Source organism: Glycomyces salinus (assembly GCF_016428645.1).
In the GTDB taxonomy this organism is placed as follows: Bacteria; Actinomycetota; Actinomycetes; order Mycobacteriales; family Micromonosporaceae; genus Glycomyces; species Glycomyces salinus.
Genome location: NZ_JAELXW010000029.1, coordinates 17,858 through 34,202, shown reverse-complemented (window position 1 = coordinate 34,202; position 16,345 = coordinate 17,858). Strand labels below are relative to the sequence as shown.

General features: G+C 70.3%; 14 protein-coding genes, 1 tRNA gene and 1 pseudogene. 7 read left to right on the top strand and 9 right to left on the bottom strand.

Annotated features, from left to right (window positions below; all coding sequences use genetic code 11):
• The first annotated feature begins 25 nt into the window (after positions 1–25).
• Complete coding sequence (locus JFB92_RS10630) at positions 26–850, top strand: tetratricopeptide repeat protein (protein ID WP_199037901.1); 825 nt, start codon at positions 26–28, stop codon at positions 848–850.
• A gap of 60 nt (positions 851–910) precedes the next feature.
• Positions 911–2,002, top strand: a complete 1,092-nt coding sequence (locus tag JFB92_RS10625) for a fumarylacetoacetate hydrolase family protein (protein WP_199037899.1) — start codon at positions 911–913, stop codon at positions 2,000–2,002.
• On the opposite strand, the gene JFB92_RS10620 is transcribed toward JFB92_RS10625, so the two are convergent.
• On the bottom strand, positions 2,003–2,455 hold the full coding sequence (locus JFB92_RS10620; RefSeq protein ID WP_199037934.1) for a RidA family protein: 453 nt from the start codon (positions 2,453–2,455) through the stop codon (positions 2,003–2,005).
• Between the two features lie 31 nt (positions 2,456–2,486).
• Complete coding sequence (sp36, locus tag JFB92_RS10615; RefSeq protein ID WP_199037891.1) at positions 2,487–2,645, bottom strand: Sp36 family protein; 159 nt, start codon at positions 2,643–2,645, stop codon at positions 2,487–2,489.
• A gap of 97 nt (positions 2,646–2,742) precedes the next feature.
• On the opposite strand from sp36, the gene JFB92_RS10610 reads away from it, so the two are divergent.
• Positions 2,743–3,240, top strand: a complete 498-nt coding sequence (locus JFB92_RS10610; protein ID WP_199037889.1) for an Rv0361 family membrane protein — start codon at positions 2,743–2,745, stop codon at positions 3,238–3,240.
• A 131-nt stretch (positions 3,241–3,371) separates the two neighbouring features.
• Here JFB92_RS10610 and JFB92_RS10605 read toward each other — a convergent pair whose 3' ends face one another.
• The gene (locus JFB92_RS10605; RefSeq protein WP_199037887.1) at positions 3,372–4,526 is read right to left on the bottom strand and encodes an RNA-guided endonuclease InsQ/TnpB family protein; all 1,155 of its coding nucleotides are present in this window, start codon (positions 4,524–4,526) and stop codon (positions 3,372–3,374) included.
• A gap of 149 nt (positions 4,527–4,675) precedes the next feature.
• Here JFB92_RS10605 and JFB92_RS10600 point away from each other — a divergent pair, with 149 nt between their 5' ends.
• Positions 4,676–5,647, top strand: coding sequence for an ArsA-related P-loop ATPase (locus tag JFB92_RS10600; RefSeq protein ID WP_199037885.1), 972 nt, complete (start codon positions 4,676–4,678; stop codon positions 5,645–5,647).
• Positions 5,637–6,755, top strand: a complete 1,119-nt coding sequence (locus tag JFB92_RS10595; protein ID WP_199037883.1) for an ArsA family ATPase — start codon at positions 5,637–5,639, stop codon at positions 6,753–6,755. Before JFB92_RS10600 ends, JFB92_RS10595 begins: the two co-directional genes overlap by 11 nt.
• Positions 6,756–6,834: 79 nt before the next feature.
• Here the strand turns inward: JFB92_RS10595 and JFB92_RS26935 are convergent.
• Positions 6,835–7,140, bottom strand: a pseudogene (locus tag JFB92_RS26935) (WhiB family transcriptional regulator); the annotation flags it as partial.
• Between the two features lie 305 nt (positions 7,141–7,445).
• On the opposite strand from JFB92_RS26935, the gene JFB92_RS10585 reads away from it, so the two are divergent.
• A complete protein-coding gene (locus tag JFB92_RS10585; protein WP_199037881.1) occupies positions 7,446–9,911 on the top strand; it encodes a transglycosylase domain-containing protein in 2,466 nt (821 codons plus the stop codon).
• A 31-nt stretch (positions 9,912–9,942) separates the two neighbouring features.
• On the opposite strand, the gene JFB92_RS10580 is transcribed toward JFB92_RS10585, so the two are convergent.
• From JFB92_RS10580 to JFB92_RS10570, 3 genes are all read right to left on the bottom strand, one after another.
• Complete coding sequence (locus JFB92_RS10580) at positions 9,943–10,593, bottom strand: ABC transporter ATP-binding protein (protein WP_199037932.1); 651 nt, start codon at positions 10,591–10,593, stop codon at positions 9,943–9,945.
• A gap of 135 nt (positions 10,594–10,728) precedes the next feature.
• On the bottom strand, positions 10,729–11,664 hold the full coding sequence (locus JFB92_RS10575) for an endonuclease/exonuclease/phosphatase family protein (protein ID WP_199037879.1): 936 nt from the start codon (positions 11,662–11,664) through the stop codon (positions 10,729–10,731).
• 109 nt (positions 11,665–11,773) lie between these two features.
• A tRNA-Ser gene (locus tag JFB92_RS10570) sits at positions 11,774–11,863 on the bottom strand.
• Between the two features lie 109 nt (positions 11,864–11,972).
• On the opposite strand from JFB92_RS10570, the gene deoD reads away from it, so the two are divergent.
• The gene (gene deoD, locus JFB92_RS10565) at positions 11,973–12,680 is read left to right on the top strand and encodes a purine-nucleoside phosphorylase (protein ID WP_199037876.1); all 708 of its coding nucleotides are present in this window, start codon (positions 11,973–11,975) and stop codon (positions 12,678–12,680) included.
• Between the two features lie 61 nt (positions 12,681–12,741).
• Here deoD and JFB92_RS10560 read toward each other — a convergent pair whose 3' ends face one another.
• On the bottom strand, positions 12,742–14,172 hold the full coding sequence (locus tag JFB92_RS10560) for an Hsp70 family protein (RefSeq protein ID WP_199037874.1): 1,431 nt from the start codon (positions 14,170–14,172) through the stop codon (positions 12,742–12,744).
• Positions 14,173–14,262: 90 nt separating this feature from the next.
• Positions 14,263–16,332, bottom strand: coding sequence for an acyltransferase family protein (locus JFB92_RS10555; protein ID WP_199037872.1), 2,070 nt, complete (start codon positions 16,330–16,332; stop codon positions 14,263–14,265).
• Between the last annotated feature and the right edge of the window lie 13 nt (positions 16,333–16,345).

Genomic DNA, 16,345 nt, shown 5'->3' with positions numbered 1-16,345 from the left:
TTCCCATTCGGGAGATTTAGATTCAATGGACGCAGACCCCACGCGGCGCACGGTCGCCGAGCACCTCGAGCGCGCCGAGCTCATGTACGACCTCGACCGCCTCCCAGACGCCCGCTCCGAGGTCGACGCGGCCCTGCGGATAGACCCGTTCTCGCCCGAGGCGAACGCGATGGCCGGAGTCGTCGCCCTCGCCGAGGGCGACCCCGACGAGGCCCTGGTGTTCGCCGGGGCCTCCCTCGCGCACGACCCGCAGCACCGCCGCGCCCTGATCGTGCGCGGCTACGCCCTGGCCGACGCCGAACGCCGCGACGAGGCCCTCCAGGCCGCCAACAGCCTCCTGGAGCTGGACCGCCGCAGCTGGATCCACCAAGTCCACTACGCGCTCATCACGCGCCGGGCCGGGGCCGGGCAGCCGGCCCTGGACGCGGCCTGGAACGCGGTCAACCTCGCCCCCGACCAGCCGCGCACGCACCTGGCGCTCGCGGCGGTCGCCGAGAGCCTCGACATGGACGACCTGGCCAGGCGCAGCCGCGAGGCCGCCGCCGACCTGGAGCCCGGCGGCGGGGGCGCCCCCGCGCATCCGCTGCCGCCCGAGGCCAGGCGCACCCGGCGCGACCACGTCGACGCCGATCCCGAGGACCCGCAGTGGCGGTCCAAGCTCTACGGGCCGGGCCTGTTCCGCGGCGCGCTGGGCCGGTCGATCCTGCTGGGCCTGGCGGTCGTCTTCGCGCTTCCGGCGCTGCTGGGCGGTCAGATCGCCTTCGGCGCCCGGGTGTTCTTCGCCCTCGTCGCCGTCGGATGCTGGGTGGCCTGGTTCACAGTTGTCCGTCGGCACCGTCGCGCCGAGTGACCGGGAGCCCTCCCGCTCGTTAATCCTTCGTAATCGTTTCGCGACGACGGAGGAGACCACGTGACCACCTGCTGGGTGCCGGGCGCCGAGGACAGCCCCTACAACATCCACAACCTGCCCTTCGGGGTGTTCTCGACCGAGGCCGAGCCGCTGCCGCGCATCGGAGTCCGCATCGGCGACCACATCCTCGACCTGCACAAGGCCGTGCTGTCGGGGGACTGCCAGACCTGCGCCTCCTGCACCGCGCTCCGCGACCCCGCGCTCAACCGCCTCATCGGCCTGGGCCGGGACGTGTGGCGCCAGGTCCGCACGCAGGTCGTGCAGGCGCTGACGGAACCGGACCTGGAGGGCCCGGCCCAGAACTGGGTCACCCCGCTGGCCGAGGCGCGGATGCACGCGCCGCTGCTGGTGACCGACTACGTGGACTTCACCGAGCGGGTCCCGGACTCGCGCCGGTGGCAGCCGATGGCCTCCAACGGGCGGGCCTCGACCGTGGTCCCCTCCGGCATGGACCTGGTGCGCCCGGCCGGGCACCGCCGCGAGAGCGACGGCCAGGTCGTGTTCGGCCCAACCGGCGCGCTCGACATCGAGGCCGAGGTCGGCTTCATCGTCGGCGCCGAGTCCGAACTGGGGCGTCCGGTCGGACCGGACGCCTTCGAGGACTACGTGTTCGGCGCGGTCCTGCTCAACGACTGGACCGCCCGCGACTTCGCCTCGTTCGACGGCGGCCTGGGCCCGTTCTCCTCCAAGTCGTTCGCGACCTCGATGAGCGCGTGGGTGACCCCCCTGGAGTCGCTGGGCGCGGCCCGCACCGCCGCCCCCGAGCAGGGCTTCGAGACGCCCGCCTACCTCAAGGAGTCCGACCGGTACGGCTTCGATGTGGACCTGAGCATCTCGGTCAACGGCGTGGCCGTGGCCGGGGCCCAGTTCGGGACGCAGTACTGGACGCCGGCGCAGCAGTTGGCGCAGATCACCGCCGGCGGCGGCGTGCTGCGCCCGGGCCTGCTGTTCGGCTCCGGCGAGTGCGTCGGCGGGCAGTGGCAGCTGCGCGACGGCGACGTCGTCCGGATCTCGGCGACCGCGCCGGGGCCGCGCGGGACGACCGTCGCGCTCGGCGAGGTCGAGACCCGCGTGGCCCCCGCGATCGGCTGATCAGACCGGGACGACCTTCGCGGTGGGGGCGGTCTCGGCGATGAGCTCGACCTCCACCGGGGCGTTCAGGGGCAGCTCCGAGACGCCGACGGCGCTGCGGGCGTGCTCGCCGGCGCCTCCGAGGACCTCGCCGAGGAACTCGCTGGCGCCGTTGACGACCCCCGGCTGGCCGCTGAAGCCAGGGGCCGAGGCGACGAACCCGACGACCTTGACGATTCGGGAGATCCCGTGCTTCGGCGCAACCGACAGCGCCGCGGCCAGGCCGTTGAGCGCGCAGGTCCGCGCCAGCTCGTAGGCCCGCTCGGGAGAGACCTCGGCGCCGACCTTGCCGGTCTCGACCAGTTCGCCCTCGACGATCGGCAGCTGGCCCGAGACGTACACATAGGTGCCCGAGACCACGGCCGGGCGGTATGCGGCCACCGGCGGCACGACCTGAGGCAGCGTCAGTCCCATGCGTTCGAGCGATGCGGTGATGTCGACCAACTCACGACTCCTTCTTGCGCTTGAAGTAGGCCACCAGCTGCTCCGAGTTCTGCCCCGGCAGCACCGTGACCAGTTCCCAGCCGTCCTCCCCGAACGTGTCGAGGATCTGCTTGGTGTTGTGGATCAGCAGCGGTGCGGTGAAGTACTCCCATTTCTCCATGGGCACACGGTACGCCGTCTTGCTTCGCGTTGGCGTCACCGCTAGGCTCGGAGTGCGTCGCCTCCCCATAGTGCCTTCTTGAACACAGGGAGTTCCCGTGTCGCCAGACACCGCCGCGCCGAAGCGGCAGCCCGACACCGATCCGACGCCCGAACCCGAGACCAAGTCACGGCCGCGCCCGGGCCGGTTCTGGACCTATCTCACGCTCATCGCCGCGGCGGCGTTCGCCGGGGCGCTGTTCCTGATCGCGGCGAAGCTGTTCGCCGGGGTCGAGGAGATCGACGACAGTCCCGAGCGCACGGTCGAGGGATTCCTGGCCGCGCTGCTCGACGAGCGCGACCCCGAGGCCGCCTCGGGGTGGCTGTGCTCGGAAAAGTCCGACCGCGACCTGACGGCGGCCACCGAGGCGCTGGCCGAGGCCGGAGCCGAGCACGGCCTGGAGTGGACGGCGGTCACCGAGACCGACCGCACGGTGGGACAGGCCACCGTCACCGTGGAGCTGAGCACCGAAGCCGAGTCCACCACCTGGACGTTCGCCCTCGTCGCCGAGGACGGCGACCCGCAGTGGCTGGTGTGCGACATCGACTCCCGTTGACATCCTCCATCCGCCTGCAGGCGGGGGATTCCCGGCTTGCGGCCCGCGTAGTGCGTTCCGGCTACGGGTGGGTTCCTGTTTCAACGGGCCGTGCCGGGTCTCCCCGGTCTTACCGGCCCTCCGCAGCCGTTTCAGGTGTCCGCCTGCCCAGCGGCCACCAGGCGCTGTCCTTCGCGCCTGATATTGATCTCAGCGTTGCCGTCCCGGTCGTGGACCGCGCCGCACCCGCACGCCCAGTCCCGGACCGACAGGCCTGCCAGCCCCTGCGGTCCGGTCAGCGCACCGCAGACCGAACACAGCCGGGTGGAGGGAAAGAACCGGTCCACGCGCGCGAACGTCCGGCCCGCACGGGCGGCCTTCGACTCCAACAACCTCAAGAACCGCCCGAGCGCGGCATCGTGGAGGCTCTTGGCTCCCCGACCACGCGCGAGACCCTTCACGTTCAGGTCCTCGACGTACACGGCTTGATTCTCGCCGATGATCGTCGCCACCTGCTTGTGAAGGAAATCGTCTCGCCGGTTGCGGATGTCTTCGTGGGCCTTCGCGACCTTGAGCCGGGCCTTGGCCCGGTTGCTGCTGCCCCGCTGCTTGCGCGACAAGGCCCGCTGCGCCTTCTTCAGCTTCCGTTCCAGGCGGCGGAAGAACTTGGGGTTGTCGATGGTCTTGCCCCCGCGCAGCACCGCGAACGCCTTCAGGCCGAGATCGATACCCGTCTCGGCATCGGGGTCGTCGATCGGTTCGGCAAGATCGGCGCCATCATCGACCGCGACGACGAAGCTCGCGTAGTAATTGCCGGTGGGAGTCTTGACGATCGTCACCGAGGACGGCTCGGCCGGGAGGTCGCGGGACCACGCCACGCGCAGGTCCCCGACCTTGGCCAAATACAGGCGGCCGTTGGGTTTGAGGCCGAACCCACGCCGCGTGTACCGGGCGCTCTGCGTGTTCGAACGGCGTTTGAACCGGGGCGGCCCGACCCTGGCACCGGAGCGTTTGCCCGACAGCGAGTCGAAGAAGTTCCGCCAGGCGGCGTGGCAGTCCCGCAGTGCCTGCTGCAACGGCACGGTGGACACCTCGGCCAGCCAGGAGCGTTCGGGGGTCCGCTTCGCCACCGTGATCAGCGCCTTGTCCAATACCGCCGTCGAAGGGTAAGGGAGCCCCGCACGGTGCGCGGCCCTGCGCGCCGCGACCGCGTCGTTGTAGACGGTGCGCACACACCCGAACGTCCGCGCCAGCGCAGCGCGCTGCGGACGCGTCGGATAGACACGATAGGAGTATCTGAGGTGCACACGAAGATTATACAAATATCTGGCTGTTCGTCCCTTTCTGGGTATCCAGTCCCGCGCGGCAGGACCGCGAATAGGCGAACACCCCGATCCCTCCCCGTCCTGAAGGACAGGCCTCCTCGAGGGGGGATCAGGTGATTAGACTCCGATGAATGAGTGCCACGGCTCCGGCGATCCCGCGACTGCACATCGTCACCGGAAAGGGCGGTACGGGGAAGACGACCGTGGCCGCGGCGCTGGCGCTGGCGCTTTCCGGCACCGGTAGGCGGGTGCTGCTGGCCGAGGTCGAGGACCGCCAGGGCATAGCGCCGCTGTTCGACGCTCCCCCGCTGCCGTACGCCGACCGGCACCTGGCGGCCGGCCTCGACGGCGGCGAGGTGTTCGCCCAGGCCCTCGACGCCGACGAGGCGCTCCTGGACTACCTGGACATGTTCTACCGGCTCGGTTCGGCCGGGCGGGCGCTGCGCAAGTTCGGGGCGATCGACTTCGCGACCACGATCGCGCCGGGCCTGCGCGATATCCTGCTGACCGGCAAGCTCAAGGAGGCGGTGGGGCGGAGCGAGTCGGGCCGGATGGCCTACGACGCGGTGGTCCTGGACGGGCCGCCGACCGGGCGGATCGTCAAGTTCCTGAACGTGACCGTCGAGTCCGGGCGCCTGGCCAAGACCGGCCCGATCGGCAAGCACTCCCGTTCGGTCGCCCGGCTCCTGCACTCTTCGCAGACGGCGGTGCACCTGGTGACGACGCCGGCGGCGATGCCGGTGCAGGAGACCGTCGACGCCTGCCGGGACCTGGACGCGGCCGACCTGCCGGTGGGCCACGTCGTGCTGAACAAGGTCGTGGGCGCCAAGACGGTGGACGTGACCGGCGAGCAGATCGCCGCCGGGCTGGAGAGGACCGGGCTGCCTGCCGGGGAGGCGACCGTGGCGGCGCTGCTGGAGGAGTACCGGGGCCGCCAGGCCGAGATCGGCGCGATCGACGCCTGGAGGGACCGGCTCGAAGAGCTGGGCCGCCCGGTCGAAGAGCTGCCGCTGCTGACCGACGGCGTGGACCTGTCGGGGCTTTACGAGTTGGCTCGCGCGCTGCGGGCCTCGCTGGGGAGAGGGGGCCGCGATGCGGTCTGACCTGGACGTCGACGCGCTGCTGGCCGACGAGGGCAAGCACGTGATCGCCTGCTGCGGTTCCGGCGGGGTCGGCAAGACCACCACCGCGGCGGCGTTCGCGCTGCGCGCGGCCGAGCGGCACGGGCGGCGCACGGTGGTGCTGACGATCGACCCGGCGCGGCGCCTGGCGCAGTCGCTGGGCATGGAGGCCCTCGACAACACCCCGCGACCGGTCGAGGGGGTCTGGGGCGGTTCGCTGGACGCGATGATGCTGGACATGAAGCGCACGTTCGACGAGGTGGTCGTCTCGCACACCACGCCCGAGCGGGCGGCCGAGGTCTTCGCGAACCCGTTCTACCAGGCGGTGTCGTCGACGTTCTCCGGCACGCAGGAGTACATGGCGATGGAGAAGCTCTCGCAGCTGCGCGACACCGGGCGCTGGGACCTGATCGTGCTGGACACCCCGCCCTCGCGTTCGGCCCTGGACTTCCTGGACGCCCCGGCCCGGCTGGCGCGGTTCCTCGACGGGCGGGTGATCCGGCTGCTGGCGGCCTCGACCCCGGGTTCGCGGCGGTCGATGCTGTCGATGATGGGCGCCAGCGCGGCGGTGTTCACGCGGGTGTTCAACAAGATCCTCGGCGGTCACCTGCTGACCGACGTCGCCGAGTTCACCGCGAGCCTGGAGGACACGTTCGGGGGCTTCAGGAAGCGGGCCGAGGCGACCTTCCGGGCCCTGCAGGGCGACCAGACCTCGTTCCTGGTGGTGGCCACGCCCGAGCCGGCCGCGATCAACGAGGCGATGTACTTCTCGCGGCGGCTGACCGACGAGCGGATGCCGCTGGACGGGATCGTGGTCAACCAGCTGACGCCGGTCCTCTCGGAGCTGTCGGCGGAGCGGTGCCTGGGCGCGGCGGCGTCGCTGGAGGAGGAGGACTCCGAGCATCCGGTGGCGGCGGTGCTGCGCACCCACGCGGACCTGGCGCGGCGGCGGGCGGCCGAGGAGCGGGTCGCGGCCCGCTACGCGGCGGCCTGCCCGGACGTTCCGCAGGTGCGGCTGCCGGTGTTCGGTACCGAGGTGGTGGACCTGGAGGGGCTCCGGGGCTTCGGGGACCTGGCCGGGAGGGCATGAGAAAGCGCCCGGGCGGAGTTCCGTTCCGGGCGCGATGCTCACCGCAGAGGCGGCGTCTTAAAATATTCAGGTTCACGGGAATGCGGCGCCTTCCCGATTTGCGGGCGTTGCGCTGCTCCTCTTCGAGCGCCACTTCGAAGACCGACCGCCAGGAGCGGACGTCCGCGTGCTTGCGCAATAGTGCTCGCCTCTCACGTTCGGTCATGCCGCCCCACACGCCGAATTCGATTCTGTTGTCGAGCGCGTCGGCGAGACATTCGAGCCGGACCGGACAGCCGCGGCAGACCTTCTTGGCATTGTTCTGTTCGGCGCCCTGGACGAATAGCGCGTCCGGGTCGCCCTCTTGGCAAATAGCCCTGGTTGTCCAGTCGATCAGCAGACCCATCTGCATGACCTCCCCGTAGTTTTCCCTTCATACCCCCCGACGGCGTAACACTTGTAATCTTGCGACTACTCCGTGTTGCCGTCAAGAACGGACCCTACACCTCTTGTAATTGTTTGACTACCCTCCGAGACGAAAATCGGACGTTGGGGGAAAGCTTCACCCTTGAGATAACATCGCGACGACGCTTCGCGATAATAACGATTCGAATGCGATGGCATCTCGTCTCAGCGGTTGCGGCGTATCTAGGCAGGGCACCGAGGACATATCGCCTCGGCACATGCCCACACTCGTTCTAATCTGAGGCGGTGGAGACGTTGAAGCGCGACCGAAGTCCATTGGGAGACGGCCTGGCCCTGCTCGTGTGCGGTGCCCTCGCGGGCGTCCTGACGGCCGCGGCCGCCTTTCCGCTCTTCGCGACCGGCGGCATCTTCGCCGGCGACAGCATCGAGGCCTTCGAGTCGCTGCCGACCGAGCTCACCCAGTCGGCCCTCCCGCAGACCAGCTACGTCTACGCCTCCGACGGCGAAACACTCATCACCTCCTTCTACGAAGAGAACCGGCGCGAGGTCTCCCTCGACGACGTCGACCCGGTCATGATCGACGCCCTCCTGGCCGCTGAAGACTCGAAGTTCTACGAGCACAACGGAGTCGACTGGGCCGGTATCGCCCGAGCCGCCCTCGCCAATCAAAGCGGCGGCGACTCCCAAGGGGCCTCAACGCTCACCATGCAGTTCGTGCGTAATACCCTCATCTACTCGGCTTCAACCATCGACGAGGTCATCGAAGCCAGCGAGGACACCTACGACCGCAAACTGCGCGAAGCCCGCTTCGCCATGGCCGTCGAGGACACGATGTCCAAAGAGGATATCCTTCAGGGGTACCTGAACGTGATCTACCTGGGCAACCAGGCATACGGCATCCACGCCGGCGCCTACACCTACTTCAACAAGCCGCCGAGCGACCTCGAACTGCACGAGGCGGCCACACTCGCCGCGCTCCCCAAGTTCCCCTCCTACGCGGACGGACTCCTCGACGGCGAGGGCGACGACGCCAACATCATCGAGCGGCGCAACTGGGTCCTGGGCCGCATGGCCGAACTCGGCACGATCAGCGAGTCCGAGGCCGACGAGGCCGCCGACCAGCCCCTCGGATTCGACCCCCGGCCCGAACGCAACGAGTGCGTCGACGTTACCAAGAACTCCTGGGGCTTCTTCTGCGACTACTTCAAATCGTGGTGGGGCGACCAGGAGGCGTTCGGCGAGACCGAGCGCGACCGCCTCAGCCTGCTCAAGCGCGGCGGCTTCCGCATCGTCACCAGCCTCGACCCCGACCTCCAGAACGCGGCCACCGAGGAGATCCAGGACCGCATCGACAACGACGACGAGCGCGCGCTCGGATCGGTGACCATCACCCCCGGGACCGGGCACATCCGCGCCATGGCCGTCAACCGCGTCTTCAGCCTCGACCAGAGCGACAACGGCCCCCGATCCGACGGCGAGGACGGGCTCTCGAACTATCCGAACACGACCATCCCGCTCCTGAGCGGGAACAACCAGGTCCACGGATTCCCTTCGGGCTCGACCATGAAGATGTTCACCATGCTCGCCGCGCTCGAGGAGGGCTGGCCGCTGCGGACCACGCTGCCCTCACCGCAGCGGTACACCTCCAGTTACCCGGCCGACTCCAGCCTGGACTCCGCATGCGGGTCTCAGATCGAGCCCGGGGTCAGTCACTGGTGCCCGAGCAACGACGGCGGCTACGCCTCCGGTTCCCCCCTCGACATGTGGGGCATGTTCGGCAAGTCCTCCAACACCGGGTTCGTGCAGCTGCAGGAGATGATCGGGACCGAGAAGGCCGTCGAGATGGCCGAGCGGCTCGGCCTGACGTTCTACAACGACAGCGGCGTCGACGCCAACCGCGACAACCTCGATCGGTACGGCGTGTTCACCCTCGGCATGGGCGACACGACCACGCCGCTGGACATGGCCGAGGCCTACGCGACCGTGGCCGCCGGCGGCAACCACTGCGAACCGCTGCCGGTGACGCAGATCATCGGAGCCGACGGCACCGAGTGGGCCGAGGCGGCCGCTCCCGACTGCGAGCAGGTCATCGACGAGGACATCGCGCTCGCCGCGGCCAGCGCCGCCCACTGCCCGGTCTACTATGGCGCCGACGGCACCCGATGCGTGGGCGGCACCGCCCGCGAGGCCGACGGTTTCGACCACCCGATCATCGGCAAGACCGGGACGGCCGACTCGGACCGCTCCTACTGGTTCATCGGCTCGACCAGCGCCGCCACGACGGCCACGTTCGTCGGCGACCCCGACAACTCCGCCAACGACAACCTCGCCTCCGGCTTCCACGATCAGGTGCGGAGCACCGGTGTGGACATCCTGGAGCGGGCGGCCGAAGGCCTGGACAACCACGGGTGGGACTCCCCGCCCGGTTCGGTGGTCAACGGCGAGAACCTGGTCTCGATCCCCGGTATCGGCTGCGAGGACCCCGACTCCGCGCGGTCCAAGATCGCCGGGGCCGGCTTCGACGCGACCATCGCGTCGGGCCGCTACGACTCCGACTGCCCCGAGGGGCAGGCGTTCTCGACGTCGGTGACCGGATCGGCCCCCTCGGGCGCACCGATCCAGATCCTGGTCTCCAACGGCTCGGACTACGAGGAACCGGACGAGGACGACGACGAAGATGATGAGGACGATGACGGGGGCGGCGGCCCGGGCAACACGGTGCCCCCGTCGCCGGGATCGAGGGACGACTAGGGCGGCCTCGCCGGGGGTCCTCAAACACCGCCTAGTGGGCGTGGTTGCCCTCTGAGAGCCGTCCGTCCCTGATGGTGACCGCGCGTTCGGCGCGCTCGGCGACGTCGTGGTCGTGGGTGATCATCAGGATCGTCAGGCCGCGGCCGTGGAGTTCGTCGATGGTGGCCAGGACCGCGTCGGCCGTGGCCGAGTCGAGGTTGCCGGTCGGCTCGTCGCACAGCAGCAGGCTCGGGTCGGTCGCCAGCGCGCGGGCGATGGCCACCCGCTGGCGCTCGCCGCCCGAGAGCGTGGTGGGGACCGCGTCCAGGCGGTGGCCGAGCCCGACCAGTTCGAGCTTGGCGCGCGCGATCTGCTTGCGGCGGCGCCGGGGCACGCCCCGGTAGACCAGGGCCATGGCCACGTTCTCGGTCGCGGTGCGGTGGGCCATGAGGTGGAAGGACTGGAAGATGAACCCGATCTTGGCCGCCCGCAGCCCGGTGCGCTTGGACTCGGAGAGCTTCGAGGTGTCGTGGCCGTCGAGGAAGTAGGTGCCGGTCGTGGGCGCGTCCAGGAGCCCCAGCAGGTTGAGCAGGGTCGACTTGCCCGAACCGGAGGGCCCGACGATCGCCACGTACTCCCCGGTCTCGACCCGCAGTTCGACCGGTCTGAGCGCCTCGACCGGCGGCGGACCCGGGTAGGTCATGCCCACCCCGTCCAGCTCGATCAGCGCCTCGTGCTGCTCGGCCTCCGCCGTCTCGGACTCGACGCGCGGCAGGATGATGGTGTCGTCTCGGCTCACACTGGCTAGACGCCGCTCCGCACGCCGCCGGTTGCACCGTCACAGGTCGAAGTCGGCCTCCACCGGCCGGTGGTCGGAGGCGGTCGGGTCCAGGACCGTCGAGCCGGTCGCCTCCAGGCCCCGGTAGAGCACCTGGTCGATGCGGGCGAGCGGGTTGGAGGCCGGCCAGGTGAACCCGAAACCCTGCCCGGCCGCGGCATGGGCCGACTCCAGCTGGTAGGTGATGGGCGCCAGGGCCCGGTCCTGCATGGTGCCGTTGAGGTCGCCGAGGAGGACGACCCGCTCGAGCTGCTCATCGGCGACGGCTTCGCCGAGCAGTTCGGCCGAGAGGTTGCGCTGGTCGGAGGTGAAGCCCTCGGCGTTGACCCTGACCGAGGGCAGATGGGCGACGTAGACGGCCACCGGTAGGCCCTCGACGTCGATCACGGCGCGGAAGGCCCGCTCCCAGCCCAGCTCGAGGTCGATCTCCCCGGAGCCGGCGATCGGGTGGTGCGACCAGAGGGCGACCGTGCCGTAGGCGACCGAGTACTCGTAGCTCCCGGCCAGGGCCCGCTCGTACTCGCCCATCTGCTCGGAGCTGAGCTCGACCAGGGCGAGTACGTCGGCGCCCTCGGCCACCAGGGCCTCGGCGGTGGCCTCGATCTCCACGTTGTCGGCGTTGACGTTGTGGGCCAGCACCCGGAACTCCCCCGGGCCCTCGGACTTGTCGGGCAGGAGCCCGCCGTAGAGCTTGATCCACACCAGCGCCGGCAGGAGGGCGACGATGATCGCGATCGGCTTGCGGCGGATCGCGGCGAGGACGACCAGGACCGGGATGGCCAGGCCGAACCAGGGCAGGAAGGTCTCGATGAGGCTGCCGAGGTTGTACCAGCGGTTGGGGATGAACCGGTGGCCGAGCATCATCGCCGCCAGCAGTGCCGAGACCACGATGATCGTGGCGCTGAAGACCTTTGCACCCCAAGAGGATCGGCTCACACCCCACCCGCCTTTCCGTGAGTCGCCCGCTCGGACAGCCTAGCCGCACCGCTCCAGAAACGACCGAACCCCGGAAGGCTCGGCGATACCGGACCTCCCGGGGTTCCTCTGGCGGTGGCGGTGGGATTTGAACCCACGAAGGGCGTGAACCCTTACTCGCTTTCGAGGCGAGCTCCTTCGGCCGCTCGGACACGCCACCGCCGAAAAGGCTACCTGAACGCCGTATCGGGACGACACGTGGGTGCGGCGGGATCTGACTCACAGGCACCGTCCGAGAATTCATAGGATGTTTATGGCATGCTGGCGCCATGACCGCACACATCTCGGCCCAGGTCGGCGACATCGCCGACACCGTCCTGCTGCCCGGCGACCCGCTCCGCGCGAGGTGGATCGCCGAGAACTTCCTGACCGACGCGGAGTGCTACACCGAGGTGAGGAACATGTTCGGATTCACCGGCACCTACAAGGGCCGGCGCGTCTCGGTGCAGGGAACGGGCATGGGCCAGCCCTCGGCCTCGATATACACCCACGAGCTGCTGGACGTCTACGGGGTCGAGACGGTCGTGCGGGTCGGCTCGGCCGGGGCGATCCACGACGACATCGAACTGCGCGACGTCGTGGCCGGGATCGGCGCCTCCACCAACTCCAGCATGAACCGCATCCGCTTCAACGGCGTGGTCGACTACGCGCCGGTGGCCGACTTCGGCCTCCTGCGAGCCGCCTCTGACGCCGCCGCCTCGCGCGGCATCGACCTGCGGGTCGGCCAGCTCTACAGCTCCGACACCTTCTACACCGACGCCCCCGAGGTCGAGAAGCGCCTCGCCGACTACGGCGTGCTGGCCATCGAGATGGAGGCCGCGGCCATCTACACCCTCGCCGCCAAGTTCGGCGCCCGCGCGCTGGCGGTGTGCACGATCTCCGACCACGTCCTCAAGGGCACCGCCCTCCCGGCCGAGGAGCGCCAGGAGTCCTTCTCCGAAATGGTAGAGATAGCCCTCGACGCGGTCACCGCCTGAACCGAGCGGGGCGGGACGGCGCCCGCGAACGCCGCGGGTCCGATACTTCCCCGCCCGGGAATCAGTAGTTCTCCACCACGATGATCGCGACGATGCCCATCAGGATCAGCCAGAGGAACGCCAGCACCTTCCGCTGGCGTTGATACCATTGAGGACTGGGAGGCCCCGGCGCCAGGAGGCCCGCCTCGAGTCGCTCCCATTCCTCTTCCGACCGCTGCTCGGGAGGCGACTCCTCAGGGGCCCGCGGCTGCTCCGCCGCCTCTTCGAGATCGTTCTCGATATCCGGCTCGGACGCTCGGCCCCGGGGCGCCTCCGGTTCGCGGTACTCCTCGTCGGGCACCGCCGATTCGAGCCGCTCCCAGTTCTCAGGCGGTTCGGGCCGGTACCGGAAGTGCGGCCGGGGCCGATCCTGGACGCTTCCGGGCCCGTCGTCCGGCGGGGCGTCGAAGGCTCCGGTCGCCACCGCCAGTTCCGGTTGCTCCAGGCCGGTCGGGGCGACGCCCAACGCCGTGTGCAGCGCCCTGCCGATCGGCGGCATCCGGCTCGCCCCGCCCACCAGGAACAGACCGCCCAGCTCCCGGGGCGCGCAGCGGGCCGCGGCGAGCACACGCTCGGTCTCGGCCACCGCCCGCGCCACGGCGGGCCCGGCGACCCGCTCCAGCTCCCCCAGCGTCAAGTGCAGCGCCTGGTCGACACCCGGCAGCGCGAGAGGCGCCATCGCGCTTCGCGACAGCATCTCCTTGGCGTGGCGGACCTCCTCCCACAGGCGCGCCCGGTCGCGACGCTCGGCCACCGAGCCCGGCGACTCCAGCCGCCCCCAGATCTCCGCGTACCGCTCGGCGACGATCCCGCCCAGATGCTCGACCAGCGCGTGATCGAAGTACAGACCGCCGATCCCGGACGAGCCTCCTTGAGCGGCCACGGCCCAGCCGTCCCCGTCCGGCCGCAGCACGGCCACGTCGAGCGTGCCCGCTCCCAGGTCGAACACGCACACCGGCTTCCCGGCCTCGACATCGGCGATGGCGCTCAGTCGGTGCGCGGCCGCCACCGGCTCGGCCACCAGGCCCGAGGCGACGAGCCCGGCTTCCCGGGCCGCGTCGGTCAGGATCCCCAGTCGGCGCGGCCCCCACTGCACCGGGTGGGTCAGGATCGCCGGCGGTGCGGTCCCGTTCGCCTCGACCGCGGCCTCGCGCACCCTGGCCAAGACGGCGGCGATCAGTTCGACCACCGGCACCTCGCGCTCGCCCAGCAGCGCCGAGTCATCGTCGACGCGCTGCTTGGGATGCGCTTCGAGCCTGGCCGGGTCGAACTGCGCCATGCGATGCGCGTCCAGCCCGGTGCAGAATCCGCCCTCCGCGTCGGCGTACACCGCCGACGAGAGCACCGGCGCACCCGAGAACAGCAGCGGCCGGTCGGCCTCACCGGGACGGCGCAGGACCGCGACCGTGTTCGACGTTCCGAAGTCGACTGCCAGAGAAGAATCGGACTGCATGCGCCTGGCTCCCGGGGGTCGAGGAGGTCGGCATCCAGCGTAGTCGATTCCAGCCAAGCCCGCGCGGTCGCGGATCCGGCTCGGCCGCCGTCACCCGATACCGGCCCTCCGGAACTCCGCTTCGAGGTAGGGGGCCAGGGTGGCCGCGTAGGTGTTGGTCAGGTGGGCGTCGTCGCGGTAGACCAGGACGTTGCCCACCACCGGCGGGCAGCTCTCGGCGGCGCAGATGTAGTCGGTCAGGTCGACCTTGTGGACCCCGCCGGGGACCTCGAGGTCGGCGAAGCCGTCCGCGTCGGGGTAGTAGGCGGCGCGGTCGACGGTGCAGTCGGATGAGTCGCTGCCGCTCAGGTCCACGCAGGTGGGAATGTCGAACCGCGGGCTCGGGGTGTCGCGGACGACGACGACCTCGGCGCCCGATTCAAGGAGCTGCCCGTAGCGCTCGTTGTACTCCGGGAACGTCTCGACGGCCTCGTAGCCGACCCTGGAACCGTAGGTGAAGACCGCGTCCGGGGCGATCTCGGCGATCTCGGCGACCACGTCGTCGTTCCAGGCCGCGCACGAGCGGTATCGCTCCTCGTCCGTGTTCGGCTGCTCGGTGGCGATGATGCAGGCGTTCTTGATGAAGGTGACCAGGTGCCAGCCGTTGGCCTCGGCCACGGCCTCGACCGCCGGGAACCAGTGCCAGATCTTGGACCCGCCGTACATCACCACCGTCGTCTCGGCCCGGTCCCGGGGCACCCCGAAGTCGCAGCGGATCGGCTCGAAGCCCTCCATGGACTGGTTGCACTCCTCGGACAGTTCCGGGTCGCGGTCGTCGGCCGCGTCCAGGGTCGAGGGGATGAAGTCGGTCTCGGCCGGCGCGATCTGCTCGGCCAGGGCGGCCGCGCCCGGGTAGAGGGCGGGGTCGGCCCCGGCCGGGTCGAGTCGGTCGCGTTCGTAGGCGATGTAGGCGCTCAGGGCCGCCGTCGCGGCCAGGACCAGGGCCAGGCAGGCGGCACCGAGCGCGTACGCTCCGCGCGCGGTCTTCTGGCCGAGCCCGAGCTCGGGGAGCCGCTGCTCGACCGCCCAGCGGGTGGCGACCGCCAGCACGAGCGAGACCGCGACGACGCCCAGGCCGCCGAGGAGGCTCGCCGTGTCCCGGCCGGTAGCGGCCAGATAGCAGATGAGGACCGGCCAGTGCCACAGGTAGAGGGCGTAGGACAGGCGGCCTAGCGCCTGGAGCGGGCGGGTGTTGAGCAGGCGTCCGGCGCCGGCCCCCGGCTGGACGGTGGCGACGGCGACAATAGCGGCGGCCGCGGCGACCGGCCACAGGGCGGCCATGCCGGGGAAATCGGTGCTGGTCAGCAGCATGCCGCCGGTCAGGAGCGCGGCCAGGGCGAGCCAGGACACCGCGGCCGCGGCGCGGCGGCCGAGTCTGAGCGGCGCGAACCTGCCGCCCGCGAGCTTCGCCGAGGCCGGCAGCCCCAGGACCAGGAGCGCGCCGAGGGCGAACTGCCACATGCGGGCGCGCGTGTCGAAGTAGGCGTAGGCCTGGTTGGCCCCGGTCTCCCAGAGCGCGAAGGCGAAGGATCCGGCGAACACGGCGGTGAAGGCGACCGCGAGCACCGTCCGCGGCCGCGCACCGAGGCGGGAGGCGATGAAGGCGCAGGCCGCGATGAGGACCGGCCACATGAGGTAGAACTGGGCCTGGATGCCCAGGGACCAGTAGTGCTGGACGATGCTGGCGCCGTTGTTCGAGGACAGGTAGTCCACCGAGTTCTCCGCCAGGCGCCAGTTGCCGATGTACAGCGCCGAGGCGAGGATGTCGCCGATCTGCTGGTTCCAGGTGGCGCGCGGCAGCCAGATCCAGGTCATCAGGACCGTGAAGGCGGCCACCACGAGGGCCGGCGGGAAGATGCGCCGCACGATCCTGGCCGAGTACCGGACCGGGGCGATCCCGCGCCCGGATTCGATGCCCCGCAGCAGGCTGCCGGTGATGAAGAACCCCGAGAGCAGCAGGAACACGTCGACGCCGCCGGAGACGCGGTTGAACCAGACGTGGTAGACGGCGATGACGACGATGGCGACCCCGCGCAGCCCGTCGATCTCGTGCAGGTACTGCCGCCGGGGCCCGTCGGCGCGCTCGGCGTCCGGGGCGGCCTCGCGGGTCTGTGCGCTCATGGGTCTCCGGGTG